This is a genomic window from Rhodococcus sp. NCIMB 12038 (assembly GCF_002165735.1).
Classification (GTDB): Bacteria; Actinomycetota; Actinomycetes; order Mycobacteriales; family Mycobacteriaceae; genus Rhodococcus_F.
Map to the genome: position 1 here is coordinate 1 of NZ_NHML01000014.1, position 20,895 is coordinate 20,895.

General features: G+C 67.9%; 18 protein-coding genes and 1 pseudogene. 15 read left to right on the top strand and 4 right to left on the bottom strand.

From position 1 onward, the window contains the following. Positions 1 to 150: 150 nt before the first annotated feature. The gene (fdhD, locus tag CA951_RS21575; RefSeq protein ID WP_087558766.1) at positions 151 to 972 is read left to right on the top strand and encodes a formate dehydrogenase accessory sulfurtransferase FdhD; all 822 of its coding nucleotides are present in this window, start codon (positions 151 to 153) and stop codon (positions 970 to 972) included. Positions 973 to 1,019: 47 nt separating this feature from the next. Here the strand turns inward: fdhD and CA951_RS21580 are convergent, their stop codons facing one another. The 4 genes from CA951_RS21580 to CA951_RS21595 form a co-directional block, all read right to left on the bottom strand. Next, complete coding sequence (locus CA951_RS21580) at positions 1,020 to 2,255, bottom strand: LuxR C-terminal-related transcriptional regulator (protein WP_087558982.1); 1,236 nt, start codon at positions 2,253 to 2,255, stop codon at positions 1,020 to 1,022. Positions 2,256 to 2,356: 101 nt separating this feature from the next. After that, positions 2,357 to 2,848 (bottom strand): Clp protease N-terminal domain-containing protein, encoded by a 492-nt coding sequence (locus CA951_RS21585; protein ID WP_087558767.1) that lies wholly within the window; start codon positions 2,846 to 2,848, stop codon positions 2,357 to 2,359. Then, a complete protein-coding gene (locus CA951_RS21590; protein ID WP_087558768.1) occupies positions 2,845 to 3,060 on the bottom strand; it encodes a hypothetical protein in 216 nt (71 codons plus the stop codon). Before CA951_RS21590 ends, CA951_RS21585 begins: the two co-directional genes overlap by 4 nt. Positions 3,061 to 3,120: 60 nt before the next feature. After that, positions 3,121 to 3,891 (bottom strand): IclR family transcriptional regulator, encoded by a 771-nt coding sequence (locus CA951_RS21595; RefSeq protein WP_087558769.1) that lies wholly within the window; start codon positions 3,889 to 3,891, stop codon positions 3,121 to 3,123. Between the two features lie 227 nt (positions 3,892 to 4,118). Between CA951_RS21595 and dctA the strand changes: the two genes are divergently transcribed. The 14 genes and pseudogenes from dctA to pyk all read left to right on the top strand — a co-directional run bounded on the left by dctA (position 4,119) and on the right by pyk (position 20,839). Then, the gene (gene dctA / locus CA951_RS21600) at positions 4,119 to 5,552 is read left to right on the top strand and encodes a C4-dicarboxylate transporter DctA (protein WP_087558770.1); all 1,434 of its coding nucleotides are present in this window, start codon (positions 4,119 to 4,121) and stop codon (positions 5,550 to 5,552) included. Further along, positions 5,545 to 6,327 (top strand): MTAP family purine nucleoside phosphorylase, encoded by a 783-nt coding sequence (locus CA951_RS21605; RefSeq protein ID WP_087558771.1) that lies wholly within the window; start codon positions 5,545 to 5,547, stop codon positions 6,325 to 6,327. The genes dctA and CA951_RS21605 overlap by 8 nt, the downstream gene beginning before the upstream one ends. A gap of 4 nt (positions 6,328 to 6,331) precedes the next feature. Beyond that, the gene (locus tag CA951_RS21610) at positions 6,332 to 6,739 is read left to right on the top strand and encodes a gamma-glutamylcyclotransferase (RefSeq protein ID WP_072951000.1); all 408 of its coding nucleotides are present in this window, start codon (positions 6,332 to 6,334) and stop codon (positions 6,737 to 6,739) included. Positions 6,740 to 6,765: 26 nt separating this feature from the next. Continuing rightward, entirely contained in the window at positions 6,766 to 7,587 is an 822-nt protein-coding gene (locus CA951_RS21615) for a hydroxypyruvate isomerase family protein (RefSeq protein ID WP_087558772.1), read from the top strand. A gap of 37 nt (positions 7,588 to 7,624) precedes the next feature. Beyond that, complete coding sequence (locus CA951_RS21620; protein WP_087558773.1) at positions 7,625 to 8,509, top strand: 2-hydroxy-3-oxopropionate reductase; 885 nt, start codon at positions 7,625 to 7,627, stop codon at positions 8,507 to 8,509. Between the two features lie 36 nt (positions 8,510 to 8,545). Further along, complete coding sequence (gene gcl, locus CA951_RS21625; RefSeq protein WP_087558774.1) at positions 8,546 to 10,351, top strand: glyoxylate carboligase; 1,806 nt, start codon at positions 8,546 to 8,548, stop codon at positions 10,349 to 10,351. 8 nt (positions 10,352 to 10,359) lie between these two features. Continuing rightward, on the top strand, positions 10,360 to 11,511 hold the full coding sequence (locus CA951_RS21630; RefSeq protein ID WP_087558775.1) for a glycerate kinase: 1,152 nt from the start codon (positions 10,360 to 10,362) through the stop codon (positions 11,509 to 11,511). After that, positions 11,508 to 12,563 carry an allantoicase gene (gene alc / locus CA951_RS21635; RefSeq protein WP_087558776.1) on the top strand — a complete coding sequence of 352 codons (1,056 nt, stop codon included), beginning with the start codon at positions 11,508 to 11,510 and terminating at the stop codon, positions 12,561 to 12,563. The genes CA951_RS21630 and alc overlap by 4 nt, the downstream gene beginning before the upstream one ends. 44 nt (positions 12,564 to 12,607) lie before the next feature. Further along, positions 12,608 to 14,005: an NAD-dependent malic enzyme gene (locus CA951_RS21640; RefSeq protein ID WP_087558777.1), complete on the top strand. Its 1,398-nt coding sequence runs from the start codon at positions 12,608 to 12,610 to the stop codon at positions 14,003 to 14,005. Next, positions 13,998 to 15,341: an allantoinase AllB gene (allB, locus tag CA951_RS21645; protein ID WP_087558778.1), complete on the top strand. Its 1,344-nt coding sequence runs from the start codon at positions 13,998 to 14,000 to the stop codon at positions 15,339 to 15,341. The genes CA951_RS21640 and allB overlap by 8 nt, the downstream gene beginning before the upstream one ends. 207 nt (positions 15,342 to 15,548) lie before the next feature. Continuing rightward, the gene (locus tag CA951_RS21650; RefSeq protein WP_087558779.1) at positions 15,549 to 17,069 is read left to right on the top strand and encodes an NCS1 family nucleobase:cation symporter-1; all 1,521 of its coding nucleotides are present in this window, start codon (positions 15,549 to 15,551) and stop codon (positions 17,067 to 17,069) included. Between the two features lie 12 nt (positions 17,070 to 17,081). Then, positions 17,082 to 17,807, top strand: a complete 726-nt coding sequence (locus tag CA951_RS21655; RefSeq protein ID WP_087558780.1) for an aspartate/glutamate racemase family protein — start codon at positions 17,082 to 17,084, stop codon at positions 17,805 to 17,807. A gap of 200 nt (positions 17,808 to 18,007) precedes the next feature. Beyond that, positions 18,008 to 19,348, top strand: a pseudogene (locus tag CA951_RS21660) (pyruvate dehydrogenase (acetyl-transferring), homodimeric type); the annotation flags it as partial. 18 nt (positions 19,349 to 19,366) lie between these two features. After that, entirely contained in the window at positions 19,367 to 20,839 is a 1,473-nt protein-coding gene (gene pyk, locus CA951_RS21665) for a pyruvate kinase (RefSeq protein WP_087558781.1), read from the top strand. Positions 20,840 to 20,895: the final 56 nt, after the last annotated feature.

A 20,895-nucleotide genomic window follows, 5' to 3' on the forward strand; every position in this document is an offset into this window, starting at 1 on the left:
CGGTTGGTGCCCTACCCGACCCCGGTCGGGAATGTGGCCGCCTACTACCCGGAGACGAATCCGCTGATCCCGCTCGATCACGTCGCGCGCAAGTCGAACACCCCGGTGTCGAAGGCGGTCACCATCCGCCTCGAGAAGCGGGGCTGACCGGTGGGGCGGGTGACGACCCGGACCCCGGTCACCCGGATCACCGACACCCGGCACTCGACCCGCCCGGACACGGTGGTGGTGGAGGAACCCCTCGAGATCCGGGTGAACGGCACACCGTTGGCGGTGACGATGCGGACCCCCGGCTCGGATGTGGAGTTGGCGCAGGGGTTCTTGCTGACCGAGGGCATCATCACCGGGCGCGCCGATATTGCGTCGATCCGGTACTGCAACAGTGTCGACGAGCACGGCGTCAACACCTACAACGTGCTGGATGTGGACCTGGCGCCGGGAGTGTTCCTGCCGGACATGGGCATCGAACGCAACTTCTACACCACGTCCTCGTGCGGGGTGTGCGGGAAGGCGTCCCTCGACGCGATCCGGCAACGGACCCGGCATTCCCCGGCCACGGACACGGTGCGGGTGGAGGCGGCGACCATCGCGGAGTTGCCGGACCGGTTGCGGGCGGCGCAGAAGGTGTTCGACACCACCGGGGGTTTGCACGCGGCGGGGTTGTTCACCCGGTCCGGGGAACTGCTCGCGGTCAAGGAGGACGTCGGCCGGCACAATGCCGTCGACAAGCTGATCGGGTGGGCCACCGAACAGGATCGGGTGCCGCTGCGCGGGACGGTGTTGCTCGTCAGTGGTCGGGCGTCGTTCGAGTTGGCGCAGAAGGCGGTGATGGCGGGGATTCCGATTCTCGCGGCGGTGTCCGCGCCGTCGTCGCTGGCGATCGACCTCGCCCACGACACCGGGCTGACCCTGATCGGGTTCCTCCGCGGCACCACCATGAACCTCTACACCCACCCGGACCGCATCACCTGACGTGAGTGGCACGGTGTGCTCCCGCACACTTTGCCACTCACCTGGGGTCAGTGCCTGCCGGTGGTGTCGGCGCGGACGCCGGCCTCGAGGGCGATCGCACCCGCCTCGCCCCGGGACGCCACCCCGAGTTTCTTCAGCACACCCGCGACGTGGAACTTGACCGTGCTCTCGCTGATGCCGAGGCTGTCGGCGATCGCCTTGTTCCTCTTACCGGTGGCCAGGTGACCCAGGACCTCGAGTTCGCGGGGGTTGAGGTCGGCGAGTTGCTGTTCGTCGGGTCGCGCCGCGGGGACGTCGAGGGGGATCGCGACCGCCACCCGGGACCCCCACCCGTCGACCGACTCGACGTCGATCCGGCCACCGAGCGTGTGCACCCGTCCGGACAGTTGCCGCACCAGCGTGTCTGTGTCGAGTGCGCCCTCGGCGTCGTCGCGGACTTCGACGAGGAGGTTGGAGCCGTCGCAGTCCCAGGCGATGCGGATGCGCTCCAGGGTGGACTGGGTCGCGAATGCCAGGACGGCGCTGCGCACGACGGCCCGCGCGGCGCTGGCCACCTCACCGGGGAGCGCGCGGCCGTCCACCGGCGGGTCGACGTAGTCGACGCGCACGGGCCGGTGCTGGAGCAGTGGTCGGAGTTCGCCCTGCAACCGGGCGAACGCCGTGGTGACGGCTTCCTCCGCGAGGATGCGGTCGGACTCGCCCGCCGACCGCAGGGTGATCAGCGCCGACGACGCCGTCTCGCTCGCCGTGATCCGCGACCGACGGTCGTCGAGGTCGTTGGACCGCAATGTCGACAGGATCGATTCGAGCGTCGCGGCGTGCAGGTCCGTCAACTCCACGATCGTCCTGGCACGCTCGCTCGACGCGGCCCGCGATTCCGCCAGGTACGCCGGGCTCGCTTGCGCAACCTGATGCCGGATCGACACGGCGACGACACCGAAGGCGCCCGCCACCAGCGGGACCTCCCGGATCTGCTGCCGCGGCTTCGGCAGGACGAGTAGAAGGGTGCCCGTCGCGTCGAGGAGTGCCCACACCTTCCGCTTCGATCCGGCCACCACGGTCTGGTCGTCGAACGGCGTGCCTTCCGTCATCCGGGTGCGCAACGCGTCCAGTTCGGCGATGGTGACCCGTTCGACGACCGCGGGGTCGCCGCTGACCTTGCGGGGACGCCCCGTGCATTCCCGGGTGAAGATCACCAGCGCGGTGTGCGGCCAGATGTCGGCGAGGAACTTGGAGAAGCGGACGGCGATGTCGGGCAGGGGACCGTCGATGACGTCCCGCATGGAACCGAGAACATCTGCCGGTGACACCGAAGTCGCGCTGGGAAGAACCACGTGTCGAGCCTATCCGCGCAGGCGGCGATCACCGATCCTGGGCCGTCCGCTCATCGTGCCGGCTCCGCCCGCGCGGCGTCGGCGACTGCGGACCGGACGAGCCCCAGCGATTCCAGTGCCCGCGCCGCGGTGCCGTGGGTGACGGTGGCAACGGCCGCGACGATGTCGGCGCCGACGATCGGCCTGCGTTCCGATTTCGCGAGAGCCACCGCGTTGCGGAACGCGCCCTGGGCCGGTTCGGTCAGCCGCAGCGGACCGGTGCGGGGGCGGGTGAGTGCGCTGGTGGCGGCGCCCACGTCGGTCATGCCTGCCGCCGCGAGGGCCTCGCCGTGCACGTGAATGATCTCCTCGCGCAGTGCGGCCCGGTTCGATCCGAGACGGTCGAACACCCGGCCCGTCGTTCCGTCCGGCAGCGCGAAAGACGCGAGGAGCAGGTGCTCGAGGCCGGGATCGCGGTCGCCGAGCCGGTCGGCTTCGGCCTCCGTTTCGGAGAACAGGGTCTTCATCGTGCGCATGTCGCGCCAGGCCCGGGTCAACTTCATCGTGGTCCCCTCGTCTTCTTGTCGGCGGATCGCCCCGGGCCGAGGCGTTTGTGCGCCGCCTGACCCGAGACGCCGAGAGCCTGACCGATGTCCGCCCAGGTCCAGCCGGCGGACAGTGCGTCGGCGACGGCGTCGCGCTCGAGCTGATCGGCCTGCCGCCGCAGCGCGACGACGGCAGCGAACGCGGTGGCCGGGTTCGGATCGTCACTCACAGGTATCAACTTAAGTTGATGGGAACTACCTCGTCAACCTTTGTTGATGGGAGGGCGCGCCTAGAGCGCCGCGTTCTTGTCGAACTCCGTGCCGAGTTCCTTCGCGACGCGTTTGAGTAGCGGCACGATGTGGTCGGCCGATTCGAGGGTGACGCGGGCCGCGGGCCCGGAGACGGAGATGGCGGTGGGCGTCGGAGCGTTCGGCACCGGCACCGAGAAGCAGCGGACGCCGATCTCCTGCTCGCCCTCGTCGATGGCGAAGCCGCGGTTCCTGCTCAGCTCGAGATCGGCGATCAGCAGGTCGGGGTCGGTCAGGGAATTCTCGGTATAGGTCGTCATTCCGGTCCGGCCGACCAGTGAGCGCACGGCGTCGTTCGACAGTTGCATGAGGATGGCCTTGCCGACGCCGGTGCAGTGCGGGTAGACGCGGCGGCCGACCTCGGTGAACATGCGCATGGAGTGTTCGGACGGCACCTGTGCCACGTAGACGGCCATGGTGCCGTCGAGGACGGCCATGTTCGCGGTCTCCCCGGTGCCTCGCACCAGTTCGGAGAGGTGCGGTCGGGACCATGCGCCGATCAGTTGTGTGGCGCTCTCGCCGAGCCGAATGAGCTTGGGGCCGAGCGCGTACCGGCGGGTCGGCAGTTGCCGGACGTATCCGCGGTTCATCAGCGTGCGGATCAGCCGGTGGATCGTCGGGAGGGGGAGTCCGGCCAGTTCGGCGAGTTCACTGACGCCGATGGACCCACCGGCGCTCGCCATGATCTCGAGTATGTCGAAGGCGCGCTCGACCGACTGCACGCCGCCGGCCGCGTTCTGACCGTTCGTCATGTCTGGCTCCATCCTCTGACTGCCTCGGGGTGCCTCCCCCGGGAGCCCCCCATTCTTTCCGTCAGGCGGAAAGGGCGCTCCGTATGACGATAGCGCGGTTGTGGCGGATCGCGCCGATTCCTTCACTACATCGGTTGACAAAACGCGGTGTGACGGCGTTCACTATATCGAGATACGAAATACAACTTCCATAATATGGAAAATACCAAGCCCCGAGGGAGGGCCCCGTGTCTGAAGTCGAAATCGCTGCAAAACCCAAGAAGCAGCGTTGGTACAGATCGCTGTTCGTCCAGGTCCTGATCGGAATTGCCCTGGGCATCGCCACCGGCATCCTGTTCCCCGAGTTTTCGCATCACCTGGCCCCACTGGGCGAGGGCTTCATCAAGCTCATCAAAATGGTGGTCGCCCCGCTGATCTTCCTGGTGATCGTCACCGGCATCGCGAAGGTCGGCAGCATGAAGGCGCTCGGCCAGATCGGCGCCAAAGCACTGCTCTGGTTCATGGGCGCGACGATCTGCGCGCTGGGGCTCGGCCTGCTGGTCGGCAACCTCGTGCAGCCGGGCAGTGGCCTGAACATCGACCCGGCCACGCTGGACACCTCCGCGTTGGACGAGAAGACGCAGGGCGGTCACATGCCCGGCGGCGTCGAGTTCGTCATGCACATCATCCCGACCAGCGTGTTCGACGCGTTCGCGACGAACAGCCTGCTCCAGGTGCTGCTGTTCTCGATCCTCTTCGGCGTCGCTCTCGCGTCCTTCAGCGAAACCGCTCCGCCGGTCCTGATGGACGTGATCGACCAGTCGCTGCACGTCATCTTCCGCATCGTCGGCTACATCATGTACCTGGCGCCGCTCGGCGCGTTCGGTGCGATGGCCTACACGGTCGGCAACTACGGCGCCGGTTCGCTGAAGTCCTTCGGGATCCTGGTGCTCTCGGCGTACGGCGCGGCCCTGTTCTTCATCGTCGTCCTCGCCACTGTGGTCAGGCTCCTGACCGGCCTCAATCCCTGGAAGTTCGTCAAGTACTGCCGCGAAGAGTTCATGCTCGCGCTGGGCACGGGGTCGTCCGAGGCCGTCATGCCGCGCATCATCAAGAAGCTCGACAATGCCGGCTGCGACCGCGCCGTCGTCGGTCTGGTGATTCCCACCGGGTACTCGTTCAACCTCGACGGTGCCGCCATCTACCTGTCGCTCGCAATGATGTTCCTCGCGCAGGCTGTGGGTGTCGACCTCGGATTCGGGGAGCAGCTCGCCATCATGGGCATCCTCATTCTCAGCTCGAAGGGCATGGCAGGCGTGCCGGGCTCCGCGTTCGTCGCACTCTCGGCCACCGCCGCCGCGATCGGCGCGTTCCCCGTGGCCGCCGTCGCGCTGCTCCTGGGCGCCGACCGGTTGATGGACTCCATGCGGGTCTTCACCAACCTGTTCGGCAACTGCATGGCCACGTTCGTGGTCGCGAACTGGGAGGGCCTGCTCGACAAGGACAAGATGCGGGCGGTTCTCGACGGGACGGTCACGCCCGACGATCCGGACGACGTCGTCGCCCACCCGCACCCCGGGCACGAACACCTCGCCACCACCCCGGCCAGGCCGGCGATCGAGAAGCCCGAAGCGCTGTCCGTGAGCAGGACCCCGGAAGGAACGGTGAACCACCATGCCTGACACTCAGCCCACCGTCGGCCTGCTCGGTACCTGGGGGTATCACGGTCTGCTCGACGACGCCGAACAGGTCTCGGTCGACACCCCGTACGGTCCCACCTCCGACAACATCGTCCTGGGATCCTCCGGGGGCCGTCGGCTCGCCTACCTGACCCGCACCGGGCGGCACCGCAACATCCCGCCGCACCGGATCAATGCCCGCGCGAACATCTGGGCACTGCACAGCCTGGGTGTGCGGACGATCCTCGCTCCCACCCCGTCCGGCTCGCTGCGACCGGCGATCGGTGTCGGATCGGTCGTAGTCCCCGACCAGTTGGTCGACCGCACCGGCCGCACCGACGACACGTTCCACGACGACGACGTCCACATCTCCTTCGCGGACCCGTTCTGCGTCCGCGGACGGCAGGCGGTGGTCTCGACGCTCCGCAGGAGCGGCTGGGTGGTCAACGACGGCGGCGTGATGGTCGCGATCCGCGGCCCCCGGTTCTCGACCCGCGCCGAATCCCGCTGGTACGCCGCCCAGGGCTGGGACCTGATCAGCATGACCCCGTATCCCGAAGCTGCGCTGGCCCGGGAACTCGGCATGTCCTACACCTGCATCGCCCTGGTCACCGATCACGACGTCATCAGCGACACCCCGTGGCCGGTCACTCAGGGCCTGGTGCGTGAAGGACTCGACGCCAACACCAAGCGACTCCGCGAAGCGCTGCTTCAGGTCGCGATCGAATTGGCAGACACGCCTGAAACGACGGCTACTGCCCATGGAAGAAGGAGCTGACAAGATGGCCGAATTGTTCTGCAACGGTGGAGCGATGCGTGGCGGAAACCTGCATCACAACGTGTCTGCGCACACGTTCCTCGGTACGGTGCGAACTGCGCCGAACTATCGATTCTTCTCCGTACGTGACGAATTCCCGGCCCTCCTGCTGACGGAGACCGGAGGTGCCTCGATCGAGGGCGAACTCTACGACGTGCCGATCGGCGACATTCGCACCGACTTCCTCCCCGAGGAGCCCGAGGAACTCGAGCTCACCGTGATCGAACTGTCCGACGGCCGTTCGGTTCTCGCGGTGGGGCTGCGACCGGGCCTGCTCGAGAGCAAGGCCGGTGAGCTCACCGAGATCACCGATCACGGCGGCTGGCGACGCTACCGCGGCCTGCCCGAGCCCGACAACACCACCGTCTCCTGAACACCTCGAAAGCGAAAGAACAGCCGATGGACACCTTTGCCTACACCCTGAACTGCTCGATCCTGCTCACCGACGTGCCGCTCCTGCAGCGCCCGGAGGCCGCCCGGGACGCCGGATTCGACGCTGTCGAATTCTGGTGGCCGTTCGACACCGCCGTACCGAAGGACAGCGACGTCGACACCTTCGTGGCCGCGATCGAGAACGCCGGAGTGCAGCTCACCGGATTGAACTTCGCGGCGGGCAACATGTCGGCGGGGGATCGCGGACTGCTGTCCGACCCGGCGCAGGTGTCGGCGTTCCGCGACAACATCGACATCACCATCGGTATCGGAGAACGGCTGGGCACCAAAGCTTTCAACGCCCTGTATGGTAATCGTATCGACGGCACGGATCCGAAGATCCAGGACGACACGGCCACCGAGAACCTCGCCCAGGCGGGCAAGGCGGCAGATCGTATCGGTGCGGTCGTGCTCGTCGAACCGGTCAGCGGCACACCGGCGTACCCGCTGAAGACCGCGGCCGAAGCGATCGCCGTGATCGACCGGGTGAAGGCCGAGCACGGTGTCGACTCGCTCCGGCTCCTCGCCGACCTCTACCACCTCGAGGTCAACGGCGACGACGTCGGCGCCGCGATCGACACCTACGCCGACCGGATCGGGCACGTGCAGATCGCGGATGCGCCGGGACGCGGCGAACCCGGCACCGGAACCCTCGACATCGACGGCTACCTGAAGCAACTGGCCGGGCACGGCTACCGCGGCTACATCGGCCTCGAGTACAAGGCGACGCGGCCCGACACGTTCGACTGGTTGCCCCGCGAGCAGCGCGCGACCCGCGCCGGCCGCTGACACCCACCACCACACTTCGACGGAATCGAGGAGACTCGTGAGCACAATCGCATTCATCGGACTCGGAATCATGGGCAGCCCCATGGCCGTTCATCTCACCAAGGCCGGCCACCAGGTGGTCGGATACAACCGCTCGCCCGAGCGCACCGCGGCGCTCGTCGAGGCCGGGGGCACCGCGGCCGACTCCATAGCCAAGGCCGTCGCCGGTGCCGACGTCGTAGCCGTCATGGTCCCCGACTCGCCGGACGTCCAGGCCGTACTCGCCGGTGAGGACGGTGTGTTCGCGCACGCCCCGGCCGGTGCCCTGATCATCGACTTCTCCAGCATCCGGCCCGACGTCACCACCGCACTCGCCGCGCAGGCGGCCGAGCGTGGCTTCCGGCTGATCGACGCCCCCGTCTCGGGCGGTGAGGCAGGCGCGAAGAACGCGGCCCTGTCGATCATGGTCGGCGGCAAGGACGAGGACTTCGCCGCCGCGAAGCCGATCCTCGACGCCGTCGGGAAGACCGTGGTCCACGTGGGCCCCAACGGCTCCGGGCAGACGGTCAAGGCCGCGAACCAGTTGATCGTCGCCGGCAACATCCAACTCCTCGCCGAGGCGATCATCTTCCTCGAGGCCTACGGTGTCGACACCGCGGCCGCCGTGGAGGTACTCGGTGGCGGGCTCGCCGGATCGGCCGTCCTCAACCAGAAGGCGCAGAAGATGTTGGACCGGTCGTTCGAACCCGGATTCCGCATCGACCTGCACCACAAGGACCTCGGCATCGTGACCAGCGCCGCCCGCGAGGCCGGTGTCGTGACACCCCTCGGCGCCGTCGTCGCCCAGCTGATGGCCTCCGCCCGTGCGAACGGCGATGGCGGCCTGGACCATTCGGGCCTGCTGCGTGGAGTGGAGCGGCTGTCCGGCCGCCCCTCCCAGTGACCCGTTTCAACTCGTAATCCTCGATGGAGAAGTGATATGCCTCGTATGCGCGCCGCTGACGCAGCGGTCAAGATTCTGGAACTCGAAGGCGCCACCCAGGCGTTCGGTCTCCCCGGTGCGGCGATCAACCCGTTCTACTCGGCTATGCGTGACCACGGCGGGATCAAGCACGTCCTCGCCCGCCACGTCGAGGGTGCCTCGCACATGGCCGAGGGATTCACCCGCGCCAAGGCCGGGAACATCGGGATCTGCATCGGCACGTCCGGGCCCGCAGGCACCGACATGATCACCGGCCTGTACTCGGCGATGGCGGACTCGATCCCGATCCTCGCGATCACCGGCCAGGCCCCGGTCGCGCGCCTGCACAAGGAAGACTTCCAGGCCGTCGACATCGCGTCCATCGCGGGCCCGGTCACGAAGATGGCGATGACGGTGCTCGAGCCGGCCCAGGTTCCGGGAGCGTTCGCGCAGGCATTTCACCTGATGCGGTCCGGTCGGCCGGGACCGGTGCTCATCGACCTGCCGATCGACGTGCAGTTGGCGGAGATCGAGTTCGATCCCGACACGTATCAGCCGCTGCCCGTGTACAAGCCGGCCGCGTCCCGTGCGCAGGCGGAGAAGGCGCTCGACATGCTGGCTGCCGCCGAACGCCCGCTGATCGTCGCGGGCGGCGGCATCATCAACGCCGACGCCGCGGACCTGCTCGTGGAACTGGCCGAACTGCTGGACGTTCCGGTGGTGCCGACGCTGATGGGCTGGGGCACGATCCCGGACGACCACCGTCTCGCCGCCGGCATGGTCGGACTGCAGACCGCGCACCGGTACGGCAACGCCACCATGCTGGCGTCCGACTTCGTCCTCGGCATCGGCAACCGCTGGGCCAACCGGCACACGGGAGGCCTCGACACCTACCGCAAGGGACGCAAGTTCGTTCACGTCGACATCGAGCCCACCCAGATCGGTCGCGTGTTCGCGCCCGACTACGGCATCGTCTCCGACGCCAAGGCGGCGCTGGAACTGTTCGTCGCCGTCGCGAAGGAGCGCAAGGCCGCCGGAACGCTGGCAGACCGCAGGACCTGGGTGGAGGACTGCGCCACCCGGAAGCGGACGATGCAGCGCAAGACCCACTTCGACGACGTGCCCGTCAAGCCGCAGCGGGTGTACGAGGAGATGAACCGCGTCTTCGGCCGCGACACGCGGTACGTCAGCACGATCGGGCTCTCGCAGATCGCCGGCGGCCAGTTCCTGCACGTCTACAAGGCCCGCAACTGGATCAACTGCGGGCAGGCCGGCCCGCTCGGCTGGACGATCCCGGCCGCACTGGGAGTTGTTGCGGCGGAGCCGGAGACGTCGGTGGTGGCGCTGTCGGGTGACTACGACTTCCAGTTCATGATCGAAGAACTGGCGGTGGGCGCGCAGTTCAACCTGCCGTACATCCACGTGGTGGTGAACAACTCCTACCTGGGACTGATCCGTCAGGCGCAGCGCGCGTTCGACATGGACTTCTGCGTGCAACTGGGCTTCGACAACATCAACACCCAGGAGCGGAGCGAGCACGAGACGCTGCCCGCGGTGCCGAAGGGGTACGGCGTCGACCACGTCAAGGTCGCCGAGGGGCTGGGCTGCAAGGCGCTGCGGGTCACCGAGCCCGGCGAGATCGCCGGCGCCCTCGAGAAGGCCCGTGAACTCGCCCGCGAGCACAAGGTCCCGGTGGTGGTCGAGGTCTTCCTCGAGCGTGTCACCAACATCGCGATGGGCACCGAACTCGACAACGTCGCGGAGTTCGAGGATCTGGCGGAGAGCTGGGAGCACGCCCCCACAGCCCTCATGCTGCTGGACTAGGGGACGCCGTGACACGCGTACTGGTCGCACCCGACAAGTTCAAGGGGTCCCTCACCGCAGCGGAAGTCGCGGACGCTCTCGCCGACGGGCTCGTCGCCGGTGCCCCGTCCTGGGTGATCGATCGCGTTCCGGTGGCGGACGGCGGCGACGGCACGGTCGCGGCCGCCGTCGCCGCGGGGTGGACCCCGGTGACGGTCGACACGACGGGACCGACAGGGCTTCCCGTGACCTCGTCGTACGCGGTGCGCGGTTCGACCGCGGTGGTGGAGCTGGCGTCGGCGGTAGGCCTGGTCCTGCTCCCCGGTGGAGATCCGGACCCACTGGGTGCCAGTACATTCGGACTCGGCACCGTCGTCAGGCACGCACTGGAGGGGGGAGCCCGCGAGATCATCGTCGGTCTCGGGGGCAGCGCGTCAACCGACGGCGGTGCCGGCTTGTTGCAGGCCCTCGGCGTTGGTGTTTTCGACGCCGACGGCAGGGACGTCGCACCGGGCGGGGCGGCACTGCGCCACGCCGCCCGGGTCGACCTCACCGGCCTGCACCCGGCGGCGCGGGCGGCGCACTTCCGGCTCGCCTGCGACGTCGACAACCCGCTCCTCGGCCCGAGCGGCGCCACCGCCGTGTACGCGGGCCAGAAAGGCGCAGCAGCCGGACAACTGGTCGTTCTCGAAGACGCGATGACCCGGTGGGCGCAGGTCGTGCGCGCCGCCACGGGCCGCGACGACAGCCGGACCGTGGGGGCGGGCGCCGCGGGCGGGGCGGCGTTCGGCGCGATCTCGGTTCTGGGTGCGGACATCCGGCCCGGCATCGACACGGTCCTCGGCCTCGTCGACTTCCGCGGGCGACTCGCCGACGCCGACCTCGTCATCACCGGTGAGGGGTCGCTGGACGCGCAGAGTCTGCACGGCAAGGCCCCCATCGGCGTCGCGACCGAGGCGCGGACCGCTGGAATCCCCGTCCTCGCCGTCTGCGGTCGAAACCTGCTCAGCGACACACAATTACACAGCTCCGGCATCTCCGCGGCCTACGCGCTCGCGGACCTGGAACCGGACCTCCACCGATCGATCAGACATGCCGCGGAACTCCTGCGCCGGATCGGCCGCACGATCGCCGCATCGTCCGACGAACTCGCAACACTCAGCACACGAGGAGAATCATGACTTCCGACTTCACCGCCCTGCCCGACCTCGCCTCCCGAGCCCTCGGCGGGAGCGTCTCCGCCGCCAACGACGAACTGTTCGCCCAGCGGGAGAACCTCATCAAGGCGGAGGCCCCGTTCTTCGACCCCGCGGACTTCGGGCACAAGGGCAAGGTCTACGACGGCTGGGAGACCCGCCGCCGCCGCGACGACGGCCACGACTACGCGATCGTCCGCCTCGGTTCCGCCGGCATCATCCACGGCGTCGTCGTGGACACCGCGCACTTCAAGGGCAACTACCCGCCCTTCGTCTCCATCGAGGCGGCGTCGATCGAGGGCTACCCGTCCATCGAGGACGTCATGAAGGCGGACTGGCAGACCATCGTCGAGAAGTCCCCGGCCGAGGGACACAAGGAGAACACGTACACGGTCGCGGACCGGCACCGCTGGACCCACGTACGCCTCTCGATCTACCCCGACGGCGGCGTCGCGCGTCTGCGCGTACACGGTGAGGTCGTGCCCGACCCCCGATTCCTGGACGGGACCGTGGACCTGCTGGCCGCGGAGAACGGTGGCCGCCTCGTCGGCTGCTCCGACGCGTTCTACGCATCCCCGGCGAACATCATCCTTCCCGGCCGGGCCCGGAACATGGGGGAGGGCTGGGAGAACTCCCGGCGTCGCGGGGGCGGCAACGACTTCGCCGTGTTCTCGCTCGCCGCGGCAGGCCGCCCCCGGCACGTCGAGATCGACACCAGTTACTACGTGGGGAACGCGCCGGGCTGGGTGCGGCTGAGCACCGCCGACGCGCGCACCGCCGACATCGCGGACGAGGGCGCGTGGACGGAACTGCTGGCGCGCACCGCCGTGCAACCCGACACGCGGCACCGGTTCGTGCTGGACGCCGCCGCCGCGGCCACCCACCTGCGGCTCGACGTCTACCCCGACGGTGGCCTGTCCCGGTTGCGGCTGTTCGGCGATCTCGACGAGACGGCACTGGCGGAGACGCGACGCACCTGGTGGGACGCGCTTCCGCAGACCCATCAGGCGCTCGTCGCCGACCAGGCGCCCCGCTGACCGAGAGCACTCCCTACCCCTTCGACGAACCCGAGGAAACACCCATGCCCAATCCCAGTCCCGGTTACTCCATCACCGTTCGCGTCACGGCCCCGGTCGGCGCAGGCACCACGTCGACCCTCGCGGGGGCGGTGGCCTCCGTGAAGGGCGCCATGACCGCGTTGGACGTGGTCGAGAGCCACCCCGACCACATGGTCATCGACGTGACCTGCGACGCGTCCGACGTCGAGCACGCCGAGCAGATCGCGTCCGCGATCGCGGACGTGCCCGGAGTCGTGGTGGGCAAGGTCAGCGACCGCACGTTCCTGCTCCACCTCGGCGGGAAACTCGAAGTGGTGCCGAAGGTTCCGCTCAAGCACCGCGACGACCTGTCCCGCGCGTACACCCCCGGTGTCGCCCGGGTCTGCACCGCGATCGCCGAGAACCCCGAGGACGTACGACGGCTGACGATCAAACGCAACACCGTGGCCGTCGTCTCCGACGGTTCGGCGGTGCTAGGGCTGGGCAACATCGGTGCCGCCGCGTCGATTCCGGTGATGGAGGGCAAGGCGGCGCTGTTCAAGCAGTTCGCGGACGTCGACGCGTGGCCGGTCTGCCTGGACACCCAGGACACGAACGCCATCGTCGAGATCGTCCGGGCCCTCGCCCCGGTGTACGGCGGAATCAACCTCGAGGACATCTCCGCCCCGCGCTGCTTCGAGATCGAGGCCCGGCTCCGTGAGATGCTGGACATCCCGGTGTTCCACGACGACCAGCACGGCACGGCCATCGTGGTCCTCGCCGCGCTGACCAACGCCCTGCGGGTGGTCGAGAAGAGCCTCGACACGGTGAAGATCGTGGTCTCCGGTGTCGGCGCCGCCGGGCACGCGATCATCCGCCTGCTGGTCGCGCAGGGTGCGACGAACATCGTGGCGTGTGGCCGCAGCGGAATCCTCTCGCCAGACGACACGTCCGACTCGTTCCGTTCCTGGATCGCGAACAACACCAATCCCGAATCCCGGTCCGGGTCGCTGCGGGACGCCCTGGCCGGCGCCGACGTGTTCATCGGTGTGTCGGCACCGGACATCCTGACGGGCAGCGACATCGAGACGATGGCGGAGCGGTCGGTCGTGTTCGCGCTCGCCAACCCGGTGCCCGAGGTCGATCCCGTCGCGGCAGGCAAGCACGCCGCCGTCGTCGCGACCGGGCGGTCCGACTTCCCGAACCAGATCAACAACGTGCTCGCGTTCCCGGGTGTGTTCCGGGGTCTGCTCGACGCGCACGCCGTCGAGATCACCGACGACATGCTCATCGCCGCCGCCCGCGCGATCTCCGATTCGGTGTCCCCGTTGGAGCTCAACGCCACCTATATCGTGCCGAGCGTGTTCGACGCAGCCGTCGCCCCGGCCGTTGCGGCAGCGGTGCGCGGGGTCGCGGGCGCAGGTCGTGACGACGATGCCTGATCCGCTCGATCTGCTGTTCCGCGCCCCGCGGGTGATCACCGCGGCGGGGGAGGTCGCGCGCAGTGTGGGCGTGCGGGACGGCCGGATCGTCGTCATCGAACCGTACGGTGCCCAACTCGACGCCGAGGTCGTCGTCGAACTGGGCGACGACGAGGTGCTGATCCCCGGTCTCGTCGACACCCACGTGCACGTCAACGAGCCGGGCCGCACCGAATGGGAGGGTTTCGCGAGCGCGACCCGCGCGGCAGCCGCCGGCGGGGTGACGACGATCGTCGACATGCCGCTCAACAGCATCCCGCCGACCGTCGACGCCGCGGCGCTGGACGTCAAACGCCGGGTCGCGTCGGATCAGGCGTACGTCGACGTCGGGTTCTGGGGCGGCGCCGTGCCGGGCAACGTCCCGGACCTGCGTGCCCTGCACGACGCGGGCGTGTTCGGGTTCAAGTGCTTCCTGCTGCACTCCGGCGTCGACGAGTTCCCGCCGCTGGATCCGGCCGAGCTCGAACTGGCGCTGAAGGAGATTGCCAGTTTCGGCGCGATGATGATCGTGCACGCGGAGGACGCACACGCGATCGACCGCGCGATGTCACCGGGCGGTGAGAACTATGCCGACTTCCTCGACTCGCGGCCGCGGGGCGCCGAGAATCTCGCCATCGCGGAGGTCATCGAGCTGGCGCGGTGGACGGGGTGCCGGGTGCACATCCTGCACCTGTCGAGCTCCGACGCGCTGCCGATGATCGCGTCGGCCCGCAAGGACGGCGTGAAACTCACGGTGGAGACTTGCCCGCACTACCTGTCGTTCGTCTCCGAAGAAATACCCTCGGGAGCAACGCAATTCAAGTGCTGCCCGCCGATCCGTGAAGCGGGGAACCGGGAACTGCTGTGGCAGGGCCTCGCCGACGGCGTGATCGACTGCGTCGTCACCGACCACTCTCCGTGCACGGTCGACCTCAAGCGATTCGACATCGGCGACTTCGGGGTCGCGTGGGGCGGCATCGCGTCGCTGCAGGTGTCGCTGTCCGCGGTGTGGTCGGAGGCCAAGCGGCGGGGACACAGTCTGAACGACGTGGTCCGGTGGATGGCGGAGAACCCCGCCGAGCAGGTCGGCCTGAACACGAAAGGGCACATCGCGCTGGGATACGCGGCGGACTTCGCGGTGTTCGCGCCGGAGGAGGCCTTCGTCGTCGACGTGGCCGCCCTGCAGCACAAGAATCCCGTCTCCGCGTACGACCGGCGTGCTCTCGCCGGCGTCGTGCGCAGCACCTGGCTGGCCGGAAAACGGATCGACCTCGACGAGGCGCCCCGCGGACGGCTGCTCAGCCGCGGACTGGCCTGACCCCGCCGCGACCCCGCCCGCTGCCGCACCGGATCCGAAATATCCAGTGCGGCAGCGGGTTTGTCGTGTTCAGGGTGGTGCCCCACCAAGATATATCCTGCGGAAATCATTGACCGGTCACTGTTGCCTGGCTCACACTTGGAGGGACCAATGGAACAAGCTTTCCGTGATACGGAAGTTAGTTCGCCGCCACGCAAGGACAGGCACATGCTCATAGACGACACAGTCTCGCGGCGCATCACCACCGTCGACCACACTGCCGCCGCCCGTCACACGACGACGAGTCCGAAACTCTACAACGCGGACCTGGCACCGACGAAGGCCGCAGGCCGTCGCTGGGGTTCCTACAGCATCTTCACGCTGTGGACCAACGACGTCCACAACATCGCCAACTACTCGTTCGCCATCGGCCTGTTCGCACTCGGGCTCGGCGGCGGCCACATGATCCTGTCGCTCATGATCGGCGCGGTCATCGTCTGCGTCGCCATGACCTACGCCGGATTCATGGGGCAGAAGACGGGCGTGCCCTTTCCCGTGATGAGCCGGATCAGCTTCGGCATCCGCGGCGCCCAGATCCCAGCGGTCGTCCGCGCGATCATCGCGATCGTCTGGTTCGGAATCCAGACCTACCTCGCGTCGATCGTCTTCCGGATCTTCCTCGTCGCCGTGGCGCCGTCCCTCGGCCGCTTCGACCAGAACTCGATCCTCGGACTTTCCAGCCTCGGATGGATCTGCTTCATCGGGATCTGGGCGATCCAGATCGTCGTCCTCGTCTACGGGATGGAGGCCGTGCGCAAATTCGAAAGCCTGGCAGGCCCGCTGATTCTGGTCACCGTCGGCTCCCTCGCGCTGTGGATGCTGTTCCGCACCGACTTCTCCGTCGCCTGGGCATCCGACAAGCCCGCCTCGGGTGGGGAGATGTGGCGGCAGGTCTTCGCCGGCGCAGCCCTGTGGATGTCGATCTACGGCACCCTGATCCTCAACTTCTGCGACTTCTCGCGGCGCTCCCCGTCGAAGACCGCCGTCGTGCGCGGCAACTTCTGGGGCCTGTTCGTCAATGTTCTCGCGTTCGCCGTCATCGCGTTCATCCTGTGCGGCGCCCAGTTCCAGATCGACGGGACGATCATCGACAGCCCCACCGACATCGTCGCCGCGATCCCGAACACCCTGTTCCTGTCGCTGGCCTGCCTCTCCCTCGTCATCGTCACGATGGCCGTCAACGTCATGGCGAACTTCGTCGCACCGTCCTACGTACTGTCGAACCTCGCCCCCGAGAAGATCAGCTTCCGTAAGGCCGGCATCATCAGCGCCTGCATCGGCGTGGTCCTGCTGCCCTGGAACCTCTACGACAGCCCGGTGGTGATCAACTACTTCCTCGGTGGCCTCGGCGCCGTCCTCGGACCGCTGTTCGGCATCATCTTCGTCGACTACTGGTTCATCCGCCGCACCAAGGTCGACGTGCCCGCCCTCTACTCGGACAGCCCGACCGGAACCTACTACTACCGCAAGGGATTCAACCTGCGAGCGGTGTACGCCCTCGTACCCGCCGCCACCGTCAGCACCCTGTTCGCGATCGTCCCCGCCTTCCATCTTTTCGCCCCCTTCTCGTGGTTCATCGGAGCCGGCCTGGCGGCAGCCATCTACGCCGTCGTCGGCGACCGCACCCGGCAGTACGTGGACGTCTCCGGCGAGTCGATCGCCGTGGACAGCGGCCACGGCGACCACTGACAGGAGATTTCGATGCGTATTCTCGTCGTCAACGTCAACACCACCACGTCCATCACGGACGCCATCGCCAAGCAGGCCGAGGCCGCGGCAGCACCCGGAACCGAGATCGTCGGGCTCACACCGGAGATCGGTGCCGAATCCGTCGAAGGGAACTTCGAGAGCTACCTCGCCGCGATCGCGGTGATGGACCGGGTGCGGTCGTACCCCGAACCCTACGACGCGGTGATCCAGGCCGGATACGGCGAACACGGCCGGGAGGGTCTGCAGGAACTGCTCGACGTACCCGTCGTCGACATCACCGAGGCCTCTGCGAGCATCGCGATGATGCTGGGGCACAAGTACTCCGTGGTCACCACCCTCGACCGCACCGTGCCGCTCATCGAAGACCGGCTCCGCCTCGCCGGCCTCGACGCCAAGTGCGCGAGCGTGCGCGCCAGCGGTCTGCCCGTCCTCGCACTGGAGACCGACCCCGAACGGACGATCGAGGCGATCGTCGACGAGGCTGAAGACGCCGTGCGCGAAGACAAGGCCGAGGTGATCTGCCTCGGCTGCGGCGGCATGGCCGGACTCGACGATCGAATCCGCGAACGCACCGGCGTGCCGGTGGTAGACGGAGTCAGTGCCGCTGTGAAATTGGCGGAATCTCTTGTAGGGTTGGGACTCTCGACCTCGAAGGTGCGCACGTATGCGCCCCCGCGTCCCAAGCGGATCACGGGATGGCCGCTCGCGAAGCCCTAGCTTGCGAAAAACGAGTCATTCACACCGCCCTCACCCCGGGCGGACACCCAGGCGCCCGACCCCGCGCCCACAATGATGGAGTATCCCTTGCTCGAACAGACCACCACCTCCGCCGACCGCCCCGCGCGGGCTCCCGCGTCATCCGTGAGGGTGTTGCGTCGTATCTGCCGGATATCGATCCGGATGAGACCACGGAGTGGTCCTATGACGTGGTCCGCAAGGGCTCCGGCAAGCAGCAGGTCGCGACCACCATGGCGTTGGTGCGGATCATGAAGGAGCTGTTGCGGGACAAGGAGATCGGGAAGCGGATCGTGCCGATCATCCCGGACGAGGCCCGCACCTTCGGGATGGACTCCTGGTTCCCCTCGCTCAAGATCTACAACCGCAACGGGCAGCTGTACACGGCGGTGGATGCGGAGCTGATGCTGGCGTACAAGGAGTCCGAGATCGGGCAGATCCTGCACGAGGGCATCAACGAGGCCGGCTCGACGGCCTCGTTCACCGCGGTCGGCACCTCCTACGCCACCCACGGTGAGCCGATGATCCCGCTGTACATCTTCTACTCGATGTTCGGGTTCCAGCGCACCGGCGACGGCCTNTGGGCGGCCGCCGATCAGATGGCCCGCGGCTTCGTGCTCGGTGCCACCGCCGGCCGCACCACCCTCACCGGGGAAGGGCTCCAGCACGCCGACGGGCACTCCCTGCTGCTGGCCTCGACCAACCCCGCCGCCGTGGCCTACGATCCGGCGTTCTCCTACGAGATCGCGCACATCGTCAAGGACGGGCTGCGCCGGATGTACGGCGGCACCGAGGGTGTGGACGGGTTCGGTGGNGAGGACATCTTCTACTACATCACCCTCTACAACGAGCCCTACTCCCAGCCCGCCGAACCGGAGAACCTGAACGTCGAGGGCCTCCTCAAGGGCATGTACCTGTTCAAGAAGTCCGAAGCATCGGGCGGCTCCGCCCCATTGAACGGGCATTCCGCAGGCTCCACGCAGTCCAACGGGCATTCCGCAGGCTCCACGCCCAGGGCCCAGATTCTGGTCTCCGGTGTCACCATGCCCGAGGGCTTGCGGGCGCAGGAACTGCTCGCCGACGAGTGGGGTGTGGCCGCCGACGTGTGGTCGGTCACCTCCTGGGGTGAACTGCGCCGCGAGGGCATCGAACGCGAACAGCAGGCNCTGCGNGACCCGGGCACCGACGCCCCGCTGCCCTACGTCACCCAGGCNCTGTCGGATGCGGCCGGCCCGTTCGTGGCGGCCTCGGACTGGATGCGCGCCGTCGCCGACCAGATCCGCCAGTGGGTNCCCGGNTCGTACACCACCCTCGGCACCGACGGNTTCGGGTTCTCCGACACCCGCCCCGCCGCCCGCCGGTACTTCAACGTCGACGCCGAATCCATCGTCGTCGCCGTCCTNTCCGCCCTCGCCGGCGAAGGCACCCTCGACCGCTCCAAGGCCGTCGAAGCCGCCACGAAGTACCGCATCGACGACGTCCGCGCCGCCGCCGTCTCCTACGCCGACACCGGCAGTGCCTAGAACGGAATCGAAAATCCTATGACAGCACCAGTTTTCGAACATCTCGATACCCCGGGTCTGCAGGGCGCCGCGTCGGCCCGGCGCGCGAAGATCGTGTGCACCCTCGGGCCCGCGACGGCCACCGGCGATCGCATACGCGAACTCGTCGACTGCGGAATGGACATCGCCCGGCTCAACTTCAGCCACGGCGAACATGCCGATCACGAGGCGAACTACAACCGGGTGCGCGACGCATCCGAACGTACCGGCCGGGCGGTGGGCATCCTCGCCGACCTCCAGGGGCCCAAGATCAGATTGGGGCGCTTCGCGGAAGGCTGCACCGTCTGGGCCGACGGCGACGTCGTGCGGATCACCGTCGACGAGTGCGAGGGCACCCACGACCGCGTGTCCACCACCTACAAGCAGTTGGCCGAGGACGCCAGACCGGGCGACCGGTTGCTCGTCGACGACGGCAAGATCGGACTGATCGTCACCGGCGTCGACGGCAACGACGTGGTGTGCCGGGTCACCGAGGGCGGTCCGGTCAGCAACAACAAGGGGGTGTCGCTGCCGGGGATGAACGTGTCCGTTCCGGCCCTGTCGGACAAGGACATCGCCGACCTCGAGTTCGCACTGCGTCTCGGTGTCGACCTCATCGCCCTGTCGTTCGTGCGGTCGGCGGCAGACATCGAACTCGTCCATGCCGTGATGGACCGGGTCGGCCGCAGAGTCCCCGTGATCGCGAAACTCGAGAAACCGGAGGCCGTCGACAACCTCGAGGCCATCGTGCTCGCATTCGACGCGGTGATGGTCGCCCGCGGCGACCTGGGCGTCGAACTACCCCTCGAACAGGTGCCGCTCGCGCAGAAGCGGACCATCCAGGTCGCCCGCGAGAACGCGAAACCCGTGATCGTCGCGACGCAGATGCTCGAATCGATGATCGAGAATTCGCGGCCGACCCGCGCCGAGGCGTCCGACGTGGCCAATGCCGTCCTCGACGGTGCCGACGCCGTGATGCTGTCTGGCGAAACGTCCGTCGGCAAGCATGTGATGGAGACGGTCCGCACCATGGGCCGCATCATCAGCGCGGTGGAGGAGAAATCCACGCACGTTCCGCCGCTGGGGCACGTACCCCGCACGAAGGGCGGAGTGCTGTCCTACGCGGCCCGCGACATCGGGGAACGATTGGGCGCCGCGGCCCTCGTCGCGTTCACGCAGTCGGGCGACACGGTGCGCCGGATGGCGCGCCTGCACACCCCGTTGCCGTTGCTGGCGTTCACCCCGCTCCCCGAAGTGCGTGCTCAACTCGCGCTGACGTGGGGGACCGAGACGTTCCTCGTCGACCCCGTCGCGTCGACCGACGAGATGATCCACCAGGTCGACCACGCGCTCCTCGGCCTGGGCCGGTACCAGCGGGGCGATCTGGTCGTCATCGTCGCGGGGTCACCGCCTGGCACCATCGGTTCGACCAACCTGATCCACGTCCATCGAATCGGCGAGGAAGACCACTGATCGGATGGGAAATTTAACCGTACGGCCGTCCGCTATTGACAGAACTCGATGGACAC